The sequence below is a fragment of the Nonomuraea sp. NPDC050202 genome (assembly GCF_040656115.1).
Lineage (GTDB): Bacteria > Actinomycetota > Actinomycetes > Streptosporangiales > Streptosporangiaceae > Nonomuraea.
Genome location: NZ_JBFALF010000084.1, coordinates 1 through 14,400, shown reverse-complemented (window position 1 = coordinate 14,400; position 14,400 = coordinate 1). Strand labels below are relative to the sequence as shown.

At 68.4% G+C, this 14,400-nt stretch carries 20 protein-coding genes; 9 read left to right on the top strand and 11 right to left on the bottom strand.

The genetic code is table 11. The annotated features are described in order from the left end of the window. The first annotated feature begins 63 nt into the window (after positions 1–63). The 3 genes from AB0I79_RS62355 to AB0I79_RS62345 are packed head-to-tail and all read left to right on the top strand — an operon-like array spanning position 64 to position 1,192. Complete coding sequence (locus AB0I79_RS62355; protein WP_357895882.1) at positions 64–564, top strand: MBL fold metallo-hydrolase; 501 nt, start codon at positions 64–66, stop codon at positions 562–564. Next, complete coding sequence (locus AB0I79_RS62350) at positions 561–764, top strand: hypothetical protein (RefSeq protein ID WP_357895877.1); 204 nt, start codon at positions 561–563, stop codon at positions 762–764. Before AB0I79_RS62355 ends, AB0I79_RS62350 begins: the two co-directional genes overlap by 4 nt. After that, positions 761–1,192 carry a DUF6463 family protein gene (locus AB0I79_RS62345; protein ID WP_357895874.1) on the top strand — a complete coding sequence of 144 codons (432 nt, stop codon included), beginning with the start codon at positions 761–763 and terminating at the stop codon, positions 1,190–1,192. Before AB0I79_RS62350 ends, AB0I79_RS62345 begins: the two co-directional genes overlap by 4 nt. A 377-nt stretch (positions 1,193–1,569) precedes the next feature. Here the strand turns inward: AB0I79_RS62345 and AB0I79_RS62340 are convergent, their stop codons facing one another. Further along, a complete protein-coding gene (locus tag AB0I79_RS62340; protein WP_357895879.1) occupies positions 1,570–2,268 on the bottom strand; it encodes an SDR family NAD(P)-dependent oxidoreductase in 699 nt (232 codons plus the stop codon). A 17-nt stretch (positions 2,269–2,285) separates the two neighbouring features. On the opposite strand from AB0I79_RS62340, the gene AB0I79_RS62335 reads away from it, so the two are divergent. Continuing rightward, positions 2,286–2,627 carry a MarR family transcriptional regulator gene (locus AB0I79_RS62335; RefSeq protein ID WP_357895871.1) on the top strand — a complete coding sequence of 114 codons (342 nt, stop codon included), beginning with the start codon at positions 2,286–2,288 and terminating at the stop codon, positions 2,625–2,627. A 343-nt stretch (positions 2,628–2,970) separates the two neighbouring features. Next, complete coding sequence (locus AB0I79_RS62330; RefSeq protein ID WP_357895869.1) at positions 2,971–3,507, top strand: hypothetical protein; 537 nt, start codon at positions 2,971–2,973, stop codon at positions 3,505–3,507. Positions 3,508–3,601: 94 nt separating this feature from the next. Here the strand turns inward: AB0I79_RS62330 and AB0I79_RS62325 are convergent, their stop codons facing one another. Both AB0I79_RS62325 and AB0I79_RS62320 read right to left on the bottom strand, forming a co-directional pair. Next, entirely contained in the window at positions 3,602–4,822 is a 1,221-nt protein-coding gene (locus tag AB0I79_RS62325) for a PQQ-binding-like beta-propeller repeat protein (RefSeq protein WP_357895866.1), read from the bottom strand. 195 nt (positions 4,823–5,017) lie between these two features. Next, positions 5,018–5,536, bottom strand: coding sequence for a helix-turn-helix domain-containing protein (locus AB0I79_RS62320; protein WP_357895863.1), 519 nt, complete (start codon positions 5,534–5,536; stop codon positions 5,018–5,020). A gap of 71 nt (positions 5,537–5,607) precedes the next feature. On the opposite strand from AB0I79_RS62320, the gene AB0I79_RS62315 reads away from it, so the two are divergent. Further along, the gene (locus tag AB0I79_RS62315; protein ID WP_357895860.1) at positions 5,608–6,204 is read left to right on the top strand and encodes a dihydrofolate reductase family protein; all 597 of its coding nucleotides are present in this window, start codon (positions 5,608–5,610) and stop codon (positions 6,202–6,204) included. After that, complete coding sequence (locus AB0I79_RS62310; RefSeq protein WP_357895857.1) at positions 6,198–7,034, top strand: MBL fold metallo-hydrolase; 837 nt, start codon at positions 6,198–6,200, stop codon at positions 7,032–7,034. The genes AB0I79_RS62315 and AB0I79_RS62310 overlap by 7 nt, the downstream gene beginning before the upstream one ends. A gap of 118 nt (positions 7,035–7,152) precedes the next feature. Here AB0I79_RS62310 and AB0I79_RS62305 read toward each other — a convergent pair whose 3' ends face one another. The 3 genes from AB0I79_RS62305 to AB0I79_RS62295 all read right to left on the bottom strand — a co-directional run bounded on the left by AB0I79_RS62305 (position 7,153) and on the right by AB0I79_RS62295 (position 9,584). After that, positions 7,153–7,470, bottom strand: coding sequence for a hypothetical protein (locus AB0I79_RS62305; RefSeq protein ID WP_357895854.1), 318 nt, complete (start codon positions 7,468–7,470; stop codon positions 7,153–7,155). Positions 7,471–7,518: 48 nt separating this feature from the next. Then, positions 7,519–7,983: a hypothetical protein gene (locus AB0I79_RS62300; protein ID WP_357895851.1), complete on the bottom strand. Its 465-nt coding sequence runs from the start codon at positions 7,981–7,983 to the stop codon at positions 7,519–7,521. 1,070 nt (positions 7,984–9,053) lie between these two features. Beyond that, entirely contained in the window at positions 9,054–9,584 is a 531-nt protein-coding gene (locus AB0I79_RS62295; protein ID WP_357895848.1) for a hypothetical protein, read from the bottom strand. A gap of 594 nt (positions 9,585–10,178) precedes the next feature. Between AB0I79_RS62295 and AB0I79_RS62290 the strand changes: the two genes are divergently transcribed. Further along, entirely contained in the window at positions 10,179–10,580 is a 402-nt protein-coding gene (locus tag AB0I79_RS62290; RefSeq protein WP_357895845.1) for a hypothetical protein, read from the top strand. A 307-nt stretch (positions 10,581–10,887) separates the two neighbouring features. On the opposite strand, the gene AB0I79_RS62285 is transcribed toward AB0I79_RS62290, so the two are convergent. From AB0I79_RS62285 to AB0I79_RS62270, 4 genes are all read right to left on the bottom strand, one after another. Further along, on the bottom strand, positions 10,888–11,280 hold the full coding sequence (locus AB0I79_RS62285; RefSeq protein ID WP_357895842.1) for a hypothetical protein: 393 nt from the start codon (positions 11,278–11,280) through the stop codon (positions 10,888–10,890). Positions 11,281–11,341: 61 nt separating this feature from the next. Continuing rightward, a complete protein-coding gene (locus tag AB0I79_RS62280; protein WP_357895841.1) occupies positions 11,342–12,028 on the bottom strand; it encodes an MFS transporter in 687 nt (228 codons plus the stop codon). Between the two features lie 241 nt (positions 12,029–12,269). Further along, positions 12,270–13,304 (bottom strand): LysR family transcriptional regulator, encoded by a 1,035-nt coding sequence (locus tag AB0I79_RS62275; protein ID WP_357895839.1) that lies wholly within the window; start codon positions 13,302–13,304, stop codon positions 12,270–12,272. Positions 13,305–13,477: 173 nt separating this feature from the next. Next, positions 13,478–13,813, bottom strand: coding sequence for a putative quinol monooxygenase (locus tag AB0I79_RS62270; RefSeq protein ID WP_357895835.1), 336 nt, complete (start codon positions 13,811–13,813; stop codon positions 13,478–13,480). A 64-nt stretch (positions 13,814–13,877) separates the two neighbouring features. Between AB0I79_RS62270 and AB0I79_RS62265 the strand changes: the two genes are divergently transcribed. Further along, a complete protein-coding gene (locus tag AB0I79_RS62265; RefSeq protein ID WP_357895833.1) occupies positions 13,878–14,237 on the top strand; it encodes a MerR family transcriptional regulator in 360 nt (119 codons plus the stop codon). On the opposite strand, the gene AB0I79_RS62260 is transcribed toward AB0I79_RS62265, so the two are convergent. Further along, a partial coding sequence (locus AB0I79_RS62260; RefSeq protein ID WP_357895830.1) for a hypothetical protein occupies positions 14,211–14,400 on the bottom strand: 190 nt, incomplete at its 5' end. The genes AB0I79_RS62265 and AB0I79_RS62260 overlap by 27 nt on opposite strands.

Below are 14,400 nucleotides of genomic sequence, written 5' to 3'. Positions count from 1 at the left end.
GCTCGATCAAGAACCATTCCTCATCGGTGAGGTCTCCACGCGCCATGGCGAAGGGGTACCAGGATCGCCGGCCAAAGCGCAGCAAATCCCTCTGATCTCAACTCCGTACAGGCCCTAGGCCCGGCCCACACCGCCGCCGACTCGGTCGTGCACGTGCCGGACGCGGACGTGCTGTTTGCGGGCGACCTGCTGTTCGTCGGCTGCACCCCGATCGTGTGGAGCGGCCCGATCGCCGGCTGGATCGCCGCCTGCGACAGGATGATCGCCACCGGCGCGGCCACGATCGTCCCCGGCCACGGCCCGGTCACCGACCCCGACGGCGTCCGCGCGGTACGCGGCTACCTCGCCCACGTGGCCGAGCAGGCGGACACCGCCCACGCCCAGGGCCTGTCCTTCGCCGAGGCGATCGAGAAGGTCGACCTGGACGAGTACGCCACCTGGCTGGACGCCGAGCGCATCGTGGTCAACCTCCACCGCCGCTACCGCGAGCTCGACCCCGCCGCCACCCCCGACCTCGACCAGCTCACGCTCCTGGCCATGATGGCCGAACGGGGCCTGTCATGAGACTCCCCACGGCCGCGCACACGTCCATCCCCCGGCGCATCCACGAGCTGCGGATGGCTGCCCTCGTCAAGCCCAACGGCGGGTTCCGGCGTCTCTACAGGGCTGCCATCGCCTCGTTCCGGCACCTCGCCGTCTGCCCGGCCCTGACCCGGCAACGAGAGCGCGCCTGGCGCGCCCACCTGGAGAGGACGTCGCGATGAACACCGGAAAGCGGCTGCTGCGCTGGGCGAGCGGGATCATGCTCGTGCTGGGGATCGGGCACCTAACCCTGCTGACCCTCATCAGCCGGGACGACGTCGCGGGCTGGGTCGAGCGGGGGCTTTGGGCGGCCGTCCCGCTCTCCCCCGGCACAGGGGGGAACCTGGAGAACCAGGTCGCCTTCTGGGCCGGTCCCGGCAGCTTCGCCGTGCCGCTGATCCTTCTGGGCTGCCTGGTCTGGCATCTCGCCGGACGCGGGGTGGCCGTGCCGGCCGGGATTGGTTGGGGACTTGCGGCGTGGTGCCTGGTGGGCGCGGTGCTGCTCGTTCCGTCACCGTACGTCGCCGGGGCCCTTGCGGGGGCCCTGATCGTCGCGGCAGGGCGGAAACCGTCCAAGGGACTGCCCAGGGAGCGGGTGGGAGACGAATAGGCGGCCTTCCGCCGCTGAAGTGGCCGCCATGGTGGAGGAGGGGTGCCATCCGGTACGGCACCACCATGGACTCGCATGGGGAGTCGGAGCCTGGTTTCGGAGTCACCCGGCTGCTGAACGTGGACTGCCGCCGCGCATCAAGCAGATCAACCGGGTCAAGCTCCACCAGGCCGATTCCGGCGACCTGCCCCGGTACGGTCTCGCCGATGGCTGAGGAGAGCCGGTGGACGATGTCGTGCTCGAGAAGAAGTGGCCCGTCCTGGAGCGGCACCAGCAAGCGGCCGGGTGGCTGCGGATCTGGACCGATCCGGAGGGCAACCGCCGTGATCTGCCTTCGCCTCACCCATGCGGCGCCCTTCGCGCCGGTTACGGCTGTTCTATGCTCGCGGGCTGGTGTAGCGGGCCGCGAGGGTCGGCTGGTTTCCGCCGGTCAGCAGGGCGATCTCAGCGGCGAGCAAGGCGTCGAGGGCGGCGGCCTGATCCTCCAGGCCAGGGACGCAGACGGTCTCGCCGAGGCGAAGCCCGGCCAGGCTGGCCGAGACCACGTCCTCAGGCGACATGGCCCAGGGGATGGCTCGGCCGGCGCCGCTGTTCCACTCCGTGGCCACCACCCCGGGGCACACGACCTGGACACGAACCGGGGTGCCGGCCAGCTCGCAGGCCAGCGTTCGGGTGAAGCCCAAGGTGGCGGCCTTCGCGGCGACGTACAGCGTGCGCCGGGACGGCGGCTCCATGCTGCCCGCGCTGAAGGCGAGCAGCGAGGCGACGGTGACGATCGTGCCTTCGCCTGCCGCGAGCATGGCGGGAAGTGCGGCACGGACCAGCCGGATGGGTGCGACGGCGTTGAGGGTGAGCAGGGGGTCGATGTCGGCCGGGTCGACCTCGGTGAGCGGGGCGTAGCCGCTGGCGCCGGCGTTGCTGATCAGCATGCGGACGTCGCCGGCGGCCAGCCGGTCGGTGACGGCGGTGATGCCGTCGTGGGTGGCGAGGTCGGCGGGCAGCACCTCGATGCCGGCGCCGCCGGCGCGCAGGTCCTGCGCCAGGGCGTTGAGCCGGTCGGCGCGCCGGGCCACCAGGACGAGGTTGTGGTCGGATGGACATGGCGGTGGCGCACTACTCGCTCCTGATCTCGGTGCACACCGAACCCGGGTTGACCGGCGCCGAGCTGGCCCGACGCCTCAACGTGACCCCGCAGGCGGTGGCGTCACTGGTGGCCCGGCTGGAAGGCCGCGGCCAGCTCGAGCGCCGCGAACACCCGCGCCACCGGCACGTGCAGGAACTGCATCTCACCGACGCCGGGCGTGAGGCGCTGCGCGCTGCCGACATGGTGATCGCCGGGGTCGAGCAGCAGATCACCGATGACCTCGGTCCGGACGCAGCCACGCAGCTACGGGCACTGCTCGGCCGGGTGGCCAAGACGGTCCGCGATGCCTGACGCCCGGACTCGATCACCGCTGGCGCAGGCCCGCGTAAGGAGCCTCCATGGCATCCGCCGAAGACCCGCCATCTTGACGTGAACAGCAGAAACGACGGTGTCGCGGGTGGAGGTCTTCTCGGAGAAGACGCGGGTGACGCCGGCTGCTTCGAGCGCGCCGAGCAGGGTGCCGAGGGACTGGCGGACGGTGGAGGCGCGGGCGTAGCCGATCCGCGCGTCCCGGCATCCCCAGCGTCTCGCGAGTGATGCGAAAGCGCTCGACGTCCTGCTCGGCCGCCGCCACCTGCTCGTGGAGCTCCTGCAACCTGCCCGCGCCACTCCGACCGCACCTGATCAGCCCCCCATGCGCCTGACGCGCAACCCCCTCGCCCCGCTCTTCACCGCGGCCACCGGACTCGCTTCGCTCCTGACGCTCATCGAGGCGAGCACTCCCGGCCTGTCCTACTGGGCGTTGGCACTGGCGCTGTACTGGCTGGTGCTCGCCATCGCCATGGCCTGGTTCGTACGGATGCTGGGCCCTGGCGAGCGCCGGCGGGCGTGGAAGCCCTGGATGTTCGTCCCAGTCGCACTGGCGCTGGGCACCGTGCTGCTGGTCGAACTCGACGCGCCCCTTCACGCGCGCTTCGCCCTTTCGGAGCCGAGCCTGGAGCGCTACGCCCGGTCGGTGCGCGATGACCATGACAGCCGTCGGTGGTGGGGCCTGTATTGGGTGGACGACGTGGAGAAGATCCCCGGGGGAGCGAGGTTCATGGTCACCTCGCCCACCATGAACTGGAAGAGCTACGGCTTCGCCTACATCCCGGATCGGGTACCGGGCCCGGAAGAGGGAGTGTATGAACACTTCAGGGGCCCTTGGTACACCTGGACCGACGGACCCTGAACCCCCGATGCATGACCTCGCGGTTCCACGCGGAACGTCGAAGTGATCACGGCGCTTCCCTGCGAGCTACGCCTCCGGCGGCATCTCGTGGACGCTAGAGGCGGTAGACCGTGATGATCGTCTTCTCGTTGTCGTGGTCGGTGGTGGTGGTCGCCACCCAGCCGTCGCCCAGCCCCGCGCTACTGCCCTTCGCCTCCCCGAGCGGTTCGCCGGTACCGACGTCGTAGGCCAGCGTCGCATCCGAGTAGGTCAGCAGCACCCGCTCCTTCGTCAGGAAGGACCGGGTCTTGCCGGCGTGCAGCGTCCACGTGCGCGCCTTGCCGTACAGCGTGAGGACCTCGTCGGAGCTCACCAGCACGTTTCCGCCGTCCGCGGCGAGGATCGTGCCGCCGGGTTGCTCGGCCTTCCAGGTGACCTTGCCGGTGGCCGGGTCGCGCAGCGTCAGTGTGCCGTCCCCCGTCACGCGGGGAAGGCTGCTGCCCTCCCAGCGTTGTCCGTACTCGCAGCCGGGGTCCTGCCAGGCGGCGTGCCAGACTCGCTTCCCGGTGCGCACGTCGCGGGCGGCCTCCGTGACGTCGCAGTTCTCGGCCTGCTGGTTGATGCGGCTGGTGACCAGGACCACCCTGCCGTCCGCCACGTAGGTGTCGGAGAAGTAGTCGCCCTTCACGGGGCGCCCGCCTGCGAACCTGCGAGCGTCGACGCGCAGGCCGAGCCGGGCTCCGGTCCGCTTGTCCAGTGCCGTCAGCCAATACTTCCCGCCGTACCCCTCCGGCCGGGTGCCCATCGCGAGCGTGGTGCCGTCGCCGTCCACTATGTACGGCATGTGCTCTGTGGGGATCGTCCAGAGCACTCGCCCGGTCTGTGCGTCCCGCGCGCTCAGCATGCATTCGTCCCGCCGCCCGGTCTGCTGAGCGCGGCAGAGCGCCGTGTAGACCGTGCTGTCGAGCACGGTCACGAACAGTGAGATGACGGTCTTCCACAGCGTCCGGCCCGTAGCCGGGTCGAGCGCTTCGATCACGTTGGTGACGAGCGGGCCTGTCTCGGCCCGGATTGTTCTGGCAGGGTGCCGGTACGACATGATCAACACGCCGGCGGTCTGGATGAGCTCCGCGGAGTGGTGGTTGGAGGAGCCGGAGGTCCGGTCGCGGGGGACGTCGCGCTGCCACTTCTTCTTGCCGGCGGGAGTGAAGCCGCGGACGGACAGATCAAGCCGGATCACGAAATTTCCGGACGCGTTGAGGACCTCGATGTCACTCCAGGATCTCTTCTTGAGGTGCTTGGCCGGGTACGACCAGCGCTTCGCCGCTGCCTTCACCGTCGCGGCGGGGGACGGAACAAGGGCCGGCGTCCGTGGCGGAGCATCCCGTGCTCAGCACGAGCGCCCCGCTGATCACTGTCAGGGTTCGCTTCACCGCAGGCCTGTCTCGGTATGACTTTCTGGGACGAAAGGGATGCTAGGAAGCTCGGGTATGTTTCCGGTACACCGGGGGCCGCATCGGCAGTTCCCCCATCACGTGGGCGGGGCCGTTCCGTCGGCGTGTTCCCGCTCGGCGGCCGCGGCGCAGGCGGCCTCGAGGCGCTCGAACGGACCCGGACCGTCGTGCGGCCTCGGCGGGGCGCCGAGGTGGCGGACGCGGAGCTCGTCCATGAGCTCCTCGATGAACGCCGGCCCCTCCTCGCGCATGAACTGCTGCCGGCTCCGCGGCCCGGCGCTGCCCGGGCGCCAGTCGAGGCCCCAGTCGCCGAGGGCGCAGATGATCGGAAGAGTCCGGATGCCGGCTTCGGTGAGGCTGTAGCGGGCGCGCTGCCCCCGTACGGCGGTGCCGCGGGTGAGGATCCCCGCCTCGACGAGCCGTACGAGGCGGTCGGCGAGGATGTTCGAGGCGATGCCCTCGATCGACCCGGTGAGCAGCGCCCGGAAGTAGCGGCGGTCGCCGAAGATGACGTCGCGCAGCACGAGCAGCGACCAGCGATCCCCGAGCACCTCGACGGCGGCGTTGACCGGACACCCGGACCGTGGTTCCACCATTCCTCCTTGACAGGTGTTTCGCCCTACCTATAGTAGTTGCAAAATACAATCACTCCTGGGAAGAGGAGCTGATGGGCCGCTTCGTCTATTCGATGCAGGTTTCCCTCGATCTGCGGATCGAGCAAGTTCCCGGTGACAACGGTGCCGGCGAGTGGCTGCGCATCGGTGAGGAGCTGCACCGCGCGGCCAATGCGCTGACGCGGTCGCTGGCGCTCATGGTCCATGGCCGGATCTACTACGAGGTCATGGAGGAGGCCTGGCCACGGGCGCACGAGGACGCGTCGCTGCCGGACTTCATGCACGAGTACGGCGAGATCTGGACCGCCAAGCCCAAAGTGCTCGTCTCCCGCACCCGCCGCAGCGCCGATCACAACACCAGGATCATCGGCGGGGACGACGCGATCGAGCAACTGGCCGCCCTTCGGGCCGGGACCGACGGGAGCATCAGCGTGGGCGGCGCGGCACTCGCCACGCAGCTGCTCCGGGCGGGGCTGCTGGACGAGCTGCTGCTCTTCACCCATCCCGCGATCCTCGGCTTCGGCAGGCCGCTGTTCGACGACTACGACATGCCGATCGATCTCGAGCTGATCGAGCAACGATCGTTCGAGCAGGGCGTCACGATGCATCGCTACGCCGTTTTGGACGCCAAGGAGGCGAGCTCGTGCTGAGGCAGGTCGCGGAGGGGGTGCTGGTCCACGAGAGCGCGTTCGTGCAGAGCAACGCCGTTGTGGTGCAGGGCCGGGACGGAGTGCTGCTGATCGACCCGGGAGTGACCGGCTCCGAGCTCGGCTGCCTCGCGGGCGACCTTCGCGAGCTGGGCCGGCCCGTCGTGGCGGGGTTCTCCACGCATCCGGATTGGGATCACCTGCTCTGGCACGCCCGGCTCGGCGAGGCGCCCCGTTACGGCACCGCGCGCTGCGCGGCCGCCGTCCGCGATCAGCTGTCGGACGCGGGCGCGAAGGAGCGCATCGCCGACCACCTGCTCGAGACGGAGATCGCCGGGCAGGTGCCGCTGGACCTGCTCGGCCTCATCACCGGCCTGCCCGCCGGAACCGCGCGGATCCCTTGGGACGGCCCTCAAGCCCGGCTCATCGAGCATCAGGCGCACGCGCCGGGCCATGCGGCGCTGCTGATCGAGGAACGCGGGGTTCTCGTCGCCGGCGACATGCTCTCTGACGTCCTGGTCCCGATGCTCGACCTGGACGGCGCCGCGGACCCGATCGAGGACTACCTCGCGGCGCTGCGGCTGCTCGAGGAGGTGGCGGGCGAGGCCGACGTCGTCGTCCCGGGTCACGGGTCCGTCGGCGGGCCCGGCCAGGCGCAGGCGCGGATCGAGCAGGATCGGGCGTACGTGCTCGCCTTGCGGGACGGCCGGGACCCCGATGACCCGCGGATCGGCCCATCGGCCAAGCCCGGCTGGGAGTGGGTGAGCGACGTGCACACGGGGCAACGGCAACGCCTCGCCCGCAGAAGCGAGGGCGACGGGACGCCCCGCTAGCGATCGGCGGGCCAGCCGGTGACCCAGTCCATGTGCTCGATCCAGTGGCCGAGCAGCGCCCGATCCCCCCTGTAGTTCCAGCGTGGGAGCCACATCCAGGGAGGGCGACGCCTGCTGATCACGAGTACGCGAAGACCGGATCGTACGTCCCCAGCTTCGGCAGCAACTCCAATGCATCCCCCCGTGGAGGTCCGAAATCCGGCCGGGAGCCACGCGCCGCCGGCCCGGCCCGGTCGGGATCGTGCTCGATCGTGGTCATCGCCGCGTCCGTCCGCGGGAGCAGGCCGCTGACCAGCCAGGCCGGCCCCACTCCCACGCCGGTGCCGATCTCCAGCACCCGACCGCCCTCCGGCACGCCCGCGGCCAGGGTGGCGGCCGGGCGGCCGACGGCGGGGTCGCAGGAGTACGGGAACCCCGCCGCCCGGGCCCGTTCCATGGCCGCGCGGACCGGTGGTCGATTTCTGGCCTGCCCACGCCCGGGATGTCACCGGAGTTTCCATCGGGGTTTGAACACCGACAGCGCGGTCGCGATCAGCAGCATGGCGATCTGTGTGCCCAGCACCGCGACCTGACCCCACTGGCGGGCCGCGACGGCCTGCCTGGCGCCCGCGGTGGCTGCGGCCATGCCCTCGGGATCGAACAGGAACATGCCTACGCAGATGACGGCCACGAGCAGGACCAGCTTGACCGCCACCCAGTAATGGCGAATCAACCCCCAATGGCTGCCCAAGCCGAGCGTGATCCCGGTGGCCAATGCGGTGAGGCTCAGCGGTATGCCGCCCGCGAACACCAGGGTGGGCATCAGCCGATAGGCCGTGTGCGCCAGCTCGAGGTCCTTGGACAGGGTGGCGGCCGTATTCAGCGCCACCAGTCCCCATACCTCGCCGACCAGCGCAACCGAGGCGACGATGTGGATGACCAACAGGGTCTTGCGGATTCGCGGCGCCATGGTCTCACCTCAGCTCTGGGTCCAGCACTCACCGCCATCGTCGCGGCTTCGTTCGCGCGCGGCGTCCGCCCGTGGATGGCGCTCCAGGTACGCCGAACGGCGTACCGGGATGCTCAAGGGTTCGGGTGATCATTCCCTGTTGAGCGGTGCGAGGTTGCCTCCCGTAGGTCCCGCCGCCGGCCAAATCGAGGTCCATTTGCCATGCATGTCCTGGCTGCCGCCGGCGCCGCCCGAGCAAGTACTGCTCCGCGGCCTGCCGCAGCAAGTACCGGACCAACCGCCGCAAGGCGCAGGAGCAGGAGGCGGCTGAGGCCACCCGGCGGGCGCTCGCGCTGGACGAGCGATTCCTGCTGGTGCTGGAGCAGCCGCAGGAACTGGGCGCCGACCGGCGCGAACTGCTGCGCGCCATAACGTCACCCAGGCGCAGATGCTCGCCGACGCCGAGGAGGCGGCCGCTCCGCCGCGCAGCACGAGGCGATCGCGGCGGCGGCCGAGGCCGCCCAGGAGCAGGTGGGAGAGGACCGCCGCAAGCGCGCCGCGGACGTAGCCGCGCAGCGCGAGGCCGACGCCCGGCAGGCCCGGGCGGAGACCAAGGCCGTACGAGAAGAGCTCAAGGACACGAGCGCGAAGCTCAGCGCGAAGCCGGCGAAGCGGCGACCGCGCCGGCTGTGGCCCGGACCACACTCGAGGAAGTTCAGGAACGGCAGCGCAACCTCGAGCGCCGCCTGACCGCCGCCTGACCGCCGCCGACCAGAAGACACCGCCCGCACGACCTATCGACACGAAACCGCACGACCGGCAGTGAACCGACCCCGTGCCCAAGGCGCGCCGCCTTGCGCAGCCGTCAACCATCGGGAGACACGGCGGCGCGACGACTACTTCTGCGACGGTCCGGTAACGAAGGACCCACCGATCTGCGCGATCGTCATGAGCTGTCGGACGCCTGTGAGCCGGAACGGGAGTCTCTGGTCCAGAGCACGGATGAGCCGGCGCAGCTGGTTCAGCTGCGCCGGTGCGGGGAAGCGAACGCTCCCGCGCTGGCGGATGTTTCTCCCCCGCCAGCGCGTCCGTCATCCGGCGCAGAACAGATCGTTCTGGCTCCGGTGCACACCCTTCATAGCCAGATTGACGCCACAGACGTGCATTCTCGGATTGTTGATTCCGTAGATCGTCGACTGGGTCCCGTCGTTGCCGCGTCCGTCGTGCACGAACGCCGTCAGATCCAAGGCATTACCTACCGAGTCACGCAGTGACACACAGGTCAGGTATTCGCTCTGCAAATTGATGCCCTGGATGAGATAGCTCGTCGGACAGCCGTGCATGCTCGGGTTGCTGGAGACCTGCGTCGACCCGAAACCGCTCGGGTCGATGATCGTGCTCGCCACCCGGTACCCGAAGTTGAGCTGTGCGCAGGTCGCCTTGCCTTGTGCGAAGTGGATACCGATCATCACCTCATTCGAGGCGCAGTTCAGCGTGGGGTTGGGCGTCGATACGACATGCAGGGAAACGAACGCGTTCGGGGAGATCGCGACAGCCGCCGCCGGTTGTGCGGCGACGAGTTGAGCCATGACAATCGCGATCACCACCGCCGCCGTTCCCACGACACCTCTGAGCCTTCTTGTTAGCTGCCGCCACTGAGGCATGGAGCGTGATCCTCTCTGCCGGATCCGGAGTGCAGGGCAGGCATGGTCGCCTGACCAACAAGGAGGCGTTCCATGCCGTTCCATCGAAGGCCAGTCGGCGACACGAGCGTTCGGCTCGACCTGGTTCGCGCCGGCGGACTGAGGAGAGCCGGTCGCGCTGGGACCCGGGTGTTCGGGCGACGGAGCGGTACGGGGATGGTAGGCCACCAGCGCCTGTCGGAACTCGGCTTCGGCCGATGTCCCAGTCACCCACGAATTCAACCTGTGTAGTTCGCAGTACCTTGATTACAACCGGACCGATCGAGTCTATTCCGGCCGCCTGAATCGGGAAGTCTTGACAGCTGCTCCCCTGTGATGCTTAGTAAATCCATGGTCACAACGAGAGGTCGACTACATCGCTTCCTGACAGGCTTATCGGTCGTATCCGCAACCGTGCTCGTCGTGTCAGGAACTATTACCGCTCCAGCATCCGCTGACCCTCCGGAGATCAACTGCTTCACGGAGACTTCACCGAGCAACATTCACGATTTCAATGAGCCTGGTAATTCCAATTTGCTCTACACCAGTCCCGAGGGGTTCGTCGCCGGCGACCTCCTGCGTTTCCGGGCCGTTGGGTCTGTGCAGATTCAGCCCGTGTTCGGCGCGTGGAAGGGCGCCGACGGCGATCCCGTCGATGCACCTTCCCTGGGTGGCTGGCCTGCTCCAGGAGTGCGGCAGTACGCCATGCTCATGCGCATCACCGACGGCCAGGTACGTTTCGAATCGACGGGAAGCGTGCCCGACTCCCGCTCCATCGACGGGACCATGGTGCACTGGCGCTGGTACGCGGCCGGCGCGGACAGTGGCTGCCTGCGTGTCCTGACTCCGCCGTCCGACATCGAATTCATGATGAACGAACCCAACATCGGCGACAACAGCGGGCACTGGGCCGTCACGCTCAGGCAATGGTGGTAAATGCAGTCACCACCATTCCCGGTTGAATTCGCAAAGCCTGGCCGTGAATCGCCACATGGCGTAGTGGCCCGCGGATGGGCGGGCTACTGAACATCAGGCCGGACGGCGTCTGCTACCTCTCGATGTGAACATGAAGGTGTCCTTGAACGCTTCCCTGCCGAAGCGGATGGCCAAGAGAACGGGTTCCTCGTAGATGGGGTGCCAGATCGTTGGTCATCCGGGTGGTGGGCGTGCTCGCGCCAGCCGGTGACAAGGCGCGAGATCAGGTCAGGACGATGCTGCGGCTCCGCCTCGACGTCCGTGACGGTCACCGGGCCGGTTCTCTGAGTTCCTGCGAGGCGGGTCGCGCTCCTTGCGCGGACTCCGGAATCGCCCGCTCCAGCAGCCGCATCGCCAGCAGCATCAGCAGGTTCAACACCCCCAGAAGGAGCCAGGGAAGCCAGCTGAAGACGTTGAACAGCACCGTGAAGAGCGCGGGGCCGAGCATGTTCGCCACCAGGAACGAGTACTGGAACGACGCCAGATATCGCCCTCGCGACGCGGTCGGTGACATGGCCGTCGCCAGCGCCATCGACACCGGAGCGTGGATCAACTCCGCACAGGTGAACAGCGCGGTGGCAGCGATCAGGGCCAGAATCACCCCAAGGCCGCGCCCGGGCGACAGAAGCGCGAACAGAAAGGCCCACAGCGTCCAGAGCATGGCGGCCGCCATGAGGACCGGGTTCGCCGGTACGGGGCCAGCCGCTTGGCCACCGGCGCGGTCAGCAGCGACAGAGCGATCGTGTTCGCCGCCAGGAGCGTCGGAGCCAGCCATGACGGCCCTGCAGTCCATCGGCCATGAAGATCGGCAGGCCGAGTGCCAGCATCGTCATGGTGGTCGCGAAGATGGCGTTGATGCCCGTATACGACAGGAACGGCCCATCCCGCAGCATCCCGCGGTAACCCCCGGCCGCGGCGCCGTCCTCGCCGGTGTCGTGCGCCCGACGTGGCGCCCGGACGCCGACGCCGATGACCATGCCGGCCACCAGGAAACTGACCGCGGCCCCGACCGTGAGAGCCTTGTACGCCGCCTCGTTCGCGAACGAGATGGCCGCCGCGGTGATCAGACTGCCGATGCTGAACCCCGCCGTACGCGCCATGCTGGCCCAGGCGAACCAGACGTCCTTGCTCATCGAGCTGGTACTGCCGTCGGCGAAATCCGCGATCGCGGTGAACACGGTGGACCAGAAAAAGCGCACGCCCAGCGCGACCAGACTCGAGCTGAGGAAGATGCCGACAGGATCACCCGCCACGGTGTAGATCAGATAGCCGGTGGCCTGCGCGATCTGCGCCCCCACGACCAGAGGAAGCGGCCCGACTCGGTCGGCCAGCCAGCCGGCGATCATCGGAATCGGCAGGGTGAGCGTGTTGGCAAGGCTGATCAACAGGCCGATCCGCCAGCGGGACATCCGTCGACGTGGTGAAGAACAACAGAGACAGCGGCAGCAACATCCCGTTGCCCACGGAGTCGATGATCAACGCTGCGACAAGGGTGCGCCCGCCCCGGCTGCGTGCTCGCGGAAGGCACTCATGGCTCGATGGCATCAGGGTTTCCTCCAGCACCGGCTCTCCTGCGGCCACAAAGGTTCCGCTGGTACGCCGCGACTTGGGGATTCACAACAAAGATCGTCAGAACGATTCCGTCGCGGGTCATCGGATGCTGCAGGTCGTGTCGCCGGCGGTGTGTGCGAGGGCGCGGATGAGGTCGGTCTCGGTGGCGGTGCGCCACACCAGGGCCCAGCGGGCGAGCGGGGCGTCGTGGATGGGAACGTAGGCGATGTCGGACCGCGTCATGTAGCGGGCGGCGTGGATGTGCACGGGCGAGACGGCCTCGCCGCTGGCGATGACCGGGATCATCCCCATGAAATGGGAGACATGCGGCCCCACCGGGATCGGCCGTCCGCTGGGGGTGTGGGCGGGAACGAGCGCCTGGCGCCAGTAACCGGGGCGGGCGCCGCCCAAGACGGTGTAGTCGGCGAGATCCTCGTACGACACCGAGTCCTTGCACGCCAGTGGGTGCGTGGGTGAGAGCGCGAGCACGATGGGCTCGGTGTAGACGATCGGACCAACGGTGAGGTCGGGTTCGTCAACGGGGAGCCAGATGAGCGCGACGTCGATATCCCCGCTGCGCAGCGTGCCGAACGGGTCGCCGAAGTCGACGCTGCGGATCTGCAGGTCGCATCCGGGATGACGGGCCTTGAAAGCGTCGAAGAGTGGTCGGAGGTCCTGGGGGTTGTGGCCGACCATGCCCAGTCGCAGGATGCCGGTGGTGCCCTGGGCGGCCCGGATGGCTCGCTCGATGCCCTCGCGCAGCCCCCGGTACATGGGTTGGAGATCTTCGTAGAGTTGCCGGCCGATCGGTGTCAGGGCCACGTTGCGGTTGTCGCGGTCGAACAGGGCGGCGCCGATGCGGCGTTCCTGTTTCTTGATCGCCTGGCTGACGCGGGCCTGGGTCACGTGCAGCCGCTGAGCTGTGCGGCCGAAGTGCAGCTCCTCTGCCAACGTCAGGAAGATCTCGATGTCGCGAAGCTCCACCTGCATGCTCCCTTTCAACTGATTAGCGGAGGTTATGGCATGTTGCCGGACATGACGGTTGTTCCTGGAGTTTCGGGCGCCCGCGCTTAGGGGCGCCCGAAACGCCCGATTCGTCCGTGCCGTGCCCGCCTGGGGGTCATGGTGGGTCACGGGAATTGATCATGAAGGGGAGACAGGTGATGAGTGACGTGAACGAGCTGGCTGGGCGATACCTTGGCGGTGGAGGCGGTTCTGGGCCGCGACGGCGGGCTCGGTTCCCGGCACCGGATTCTGCCGTCAGCAGGCTTTTGGGAGGGGGCTCATCGGCTGGGAGCGGTTGCGCATCAGGTCAGGTCGCGACGGCCCGGGTAGGAACTCCTCATCGCGCCGAAGTAGGCCTCGGGAGTGCCTTCGAGGTGCTCGGGCAGTGCGTTCATGAAGGTGCGCAGCAACGGGGTGGCGTTGTGCCGGTCGAGGTCCTCCTGGGAACGCCAGACCTCGTAGAGGAAGAATCGGCCGTCCTCCTGTTCGTGGAGGTGGTACTGGAGGCTGCCCTCATGTTCTCGCGACGGCTCGACGAGGTCCATCAGGAGCTTGCGGAGCTCATCGGCGTGTCCCGGCTTGGGGGTCAGAAATCCGTAGAGCGAAACGGGTGCTGATGCAGTGGATGTCGTCGTCATGTGGTCAACGTTAGAATATGACACGGATGTGAGATTCAAGCCGGTGCGCTATGAGGTGGGTCACATGAAGATCGGGGAACTGTCGCGCGAAACGGGTGTGGCCGTACGCCTTCTCCGCTATTACGAGGACCAGGGGCTGCTCACCTCGCACCGCAGCGAAGGCGGCCATCGCCGCTTTGGGCCAGAGGCTCCCGTCACCGTCGAGCGCATCCGCACCCTGCTTGCCGCCGGGCTTCCCACCAAGATCATCCGCGAGCTCATGCCCTGCTTCGCCGGCGACGGCACCCAGCTCCAGGCCTGCGTTCTCGACCACCTCAAAACCCAGTACGCCGAGCTGGACTCCCGCATAGCCGACCTCACCCAAGCTCGCACGGCGCTGGGGCACATCCTCGAAGCCTCAACTCGCGCACTCGCCGACGCCTGAGCCGACCGCCGGCTGACAGAAGGCGTAGCGGTGCCCGGCAGCGCCGAGCGGTGTCAGCTCGGTTGGGTCGCCTCGCCGCACCCTGTCCGCCTGCCGGCCGGCGAACCCGCGGCTCACCCGTACGGAGTCGTCCGACGGCGAGGCGATGGTCACCAGGGGCACC

Bases quoted from the DNA above. Each gene is read 5' to 3' on its own strand.
- AB0I79_RS62280 (WP_357895841.1), bottom strand. From the start codon at position 12,028: ATGTCCCGCTGGCGGATCGGCCTGTTGATCAGCCTTGCCAACACGCTC.
- AB0I79_RS62350 (WP_357895877.1), top strand. From the start codon at position 561: ATGAGACTCCCCACGGCCGCGCACACGTCCATCCCCCGGCGCATCCAC.
- AB0I79_RS62265 (WP_357895833.1), top strand. From the start codon at position 13,878: ATGAAGATCGGGGAACTGTCGCGCGAAACGGGTGTGGCCGTACGCCTT.
- AB0I79_RS62305 (WP_357895854.1), bottom strand. From the start codon at position 7,470: ATGGAACGGGCCCGGGCGGCGGGGTTCCCGTACTCCTGCGACCCCGCC.
- AB0I79_RS62330 (WP_357895869.1), top strand. From the start codon at position 2,971: ATGCGCCTGACGCGCAACCCCCTCGCCCCGCTCTTCACCGCGGCCACC.
- AB0I79_RS62320 (WP_357895863.1), bottom strand. From the start codon at position 5,536: ATGGTGGAACCACGGTCCGGGTGTCCGGTCAACGCCGCCGTCGAGGTG.
- AB0I79_RS62270 (WP_357895835.1), bottom strand. From the start codon at position 13,813: ATGACGACGACATCCACTGCATCAGCACCCGTTTCGCTCTACGGATTT.
- AB0I79_RS62335 (WP_357895871.1), top strand. From the start codon at position 2,286: ATGGACATGGCGGTGGCGCACTACTCGCTCCTGATCTCGGTGCACACC.
- AB0I79_RS62345 (WP_357895874.1), top strand. From the start codon at position 761: ATGAACACCGGAAAGCGGCTGCTGCGCTGGGCGAGCGGGATCATGCTC.
- AB0I79_RS62300 (WP_357895851.1), bottom strand. From the start codon at position 7,983: ATGGCGCCGCGAATCCGCAAGACCCTGTTGGTCATCCACATCGTCGCC.
- AB0I79_RS62315 (WP_357895860.1), top strand. From the start codon at position 5,608: ATGGGCCGCTTCGTCTATTCGATGCAGGTTTCCCTCGATCTGCGGATC.
- AB0I79_RS62285 (WP_357895842.1), bottom strand. From the start codon at position 11,280: ATGCTCTGGACGCTGTGGGCCTTTCTGTTCGCGCTTCTGTCGCCCGGG.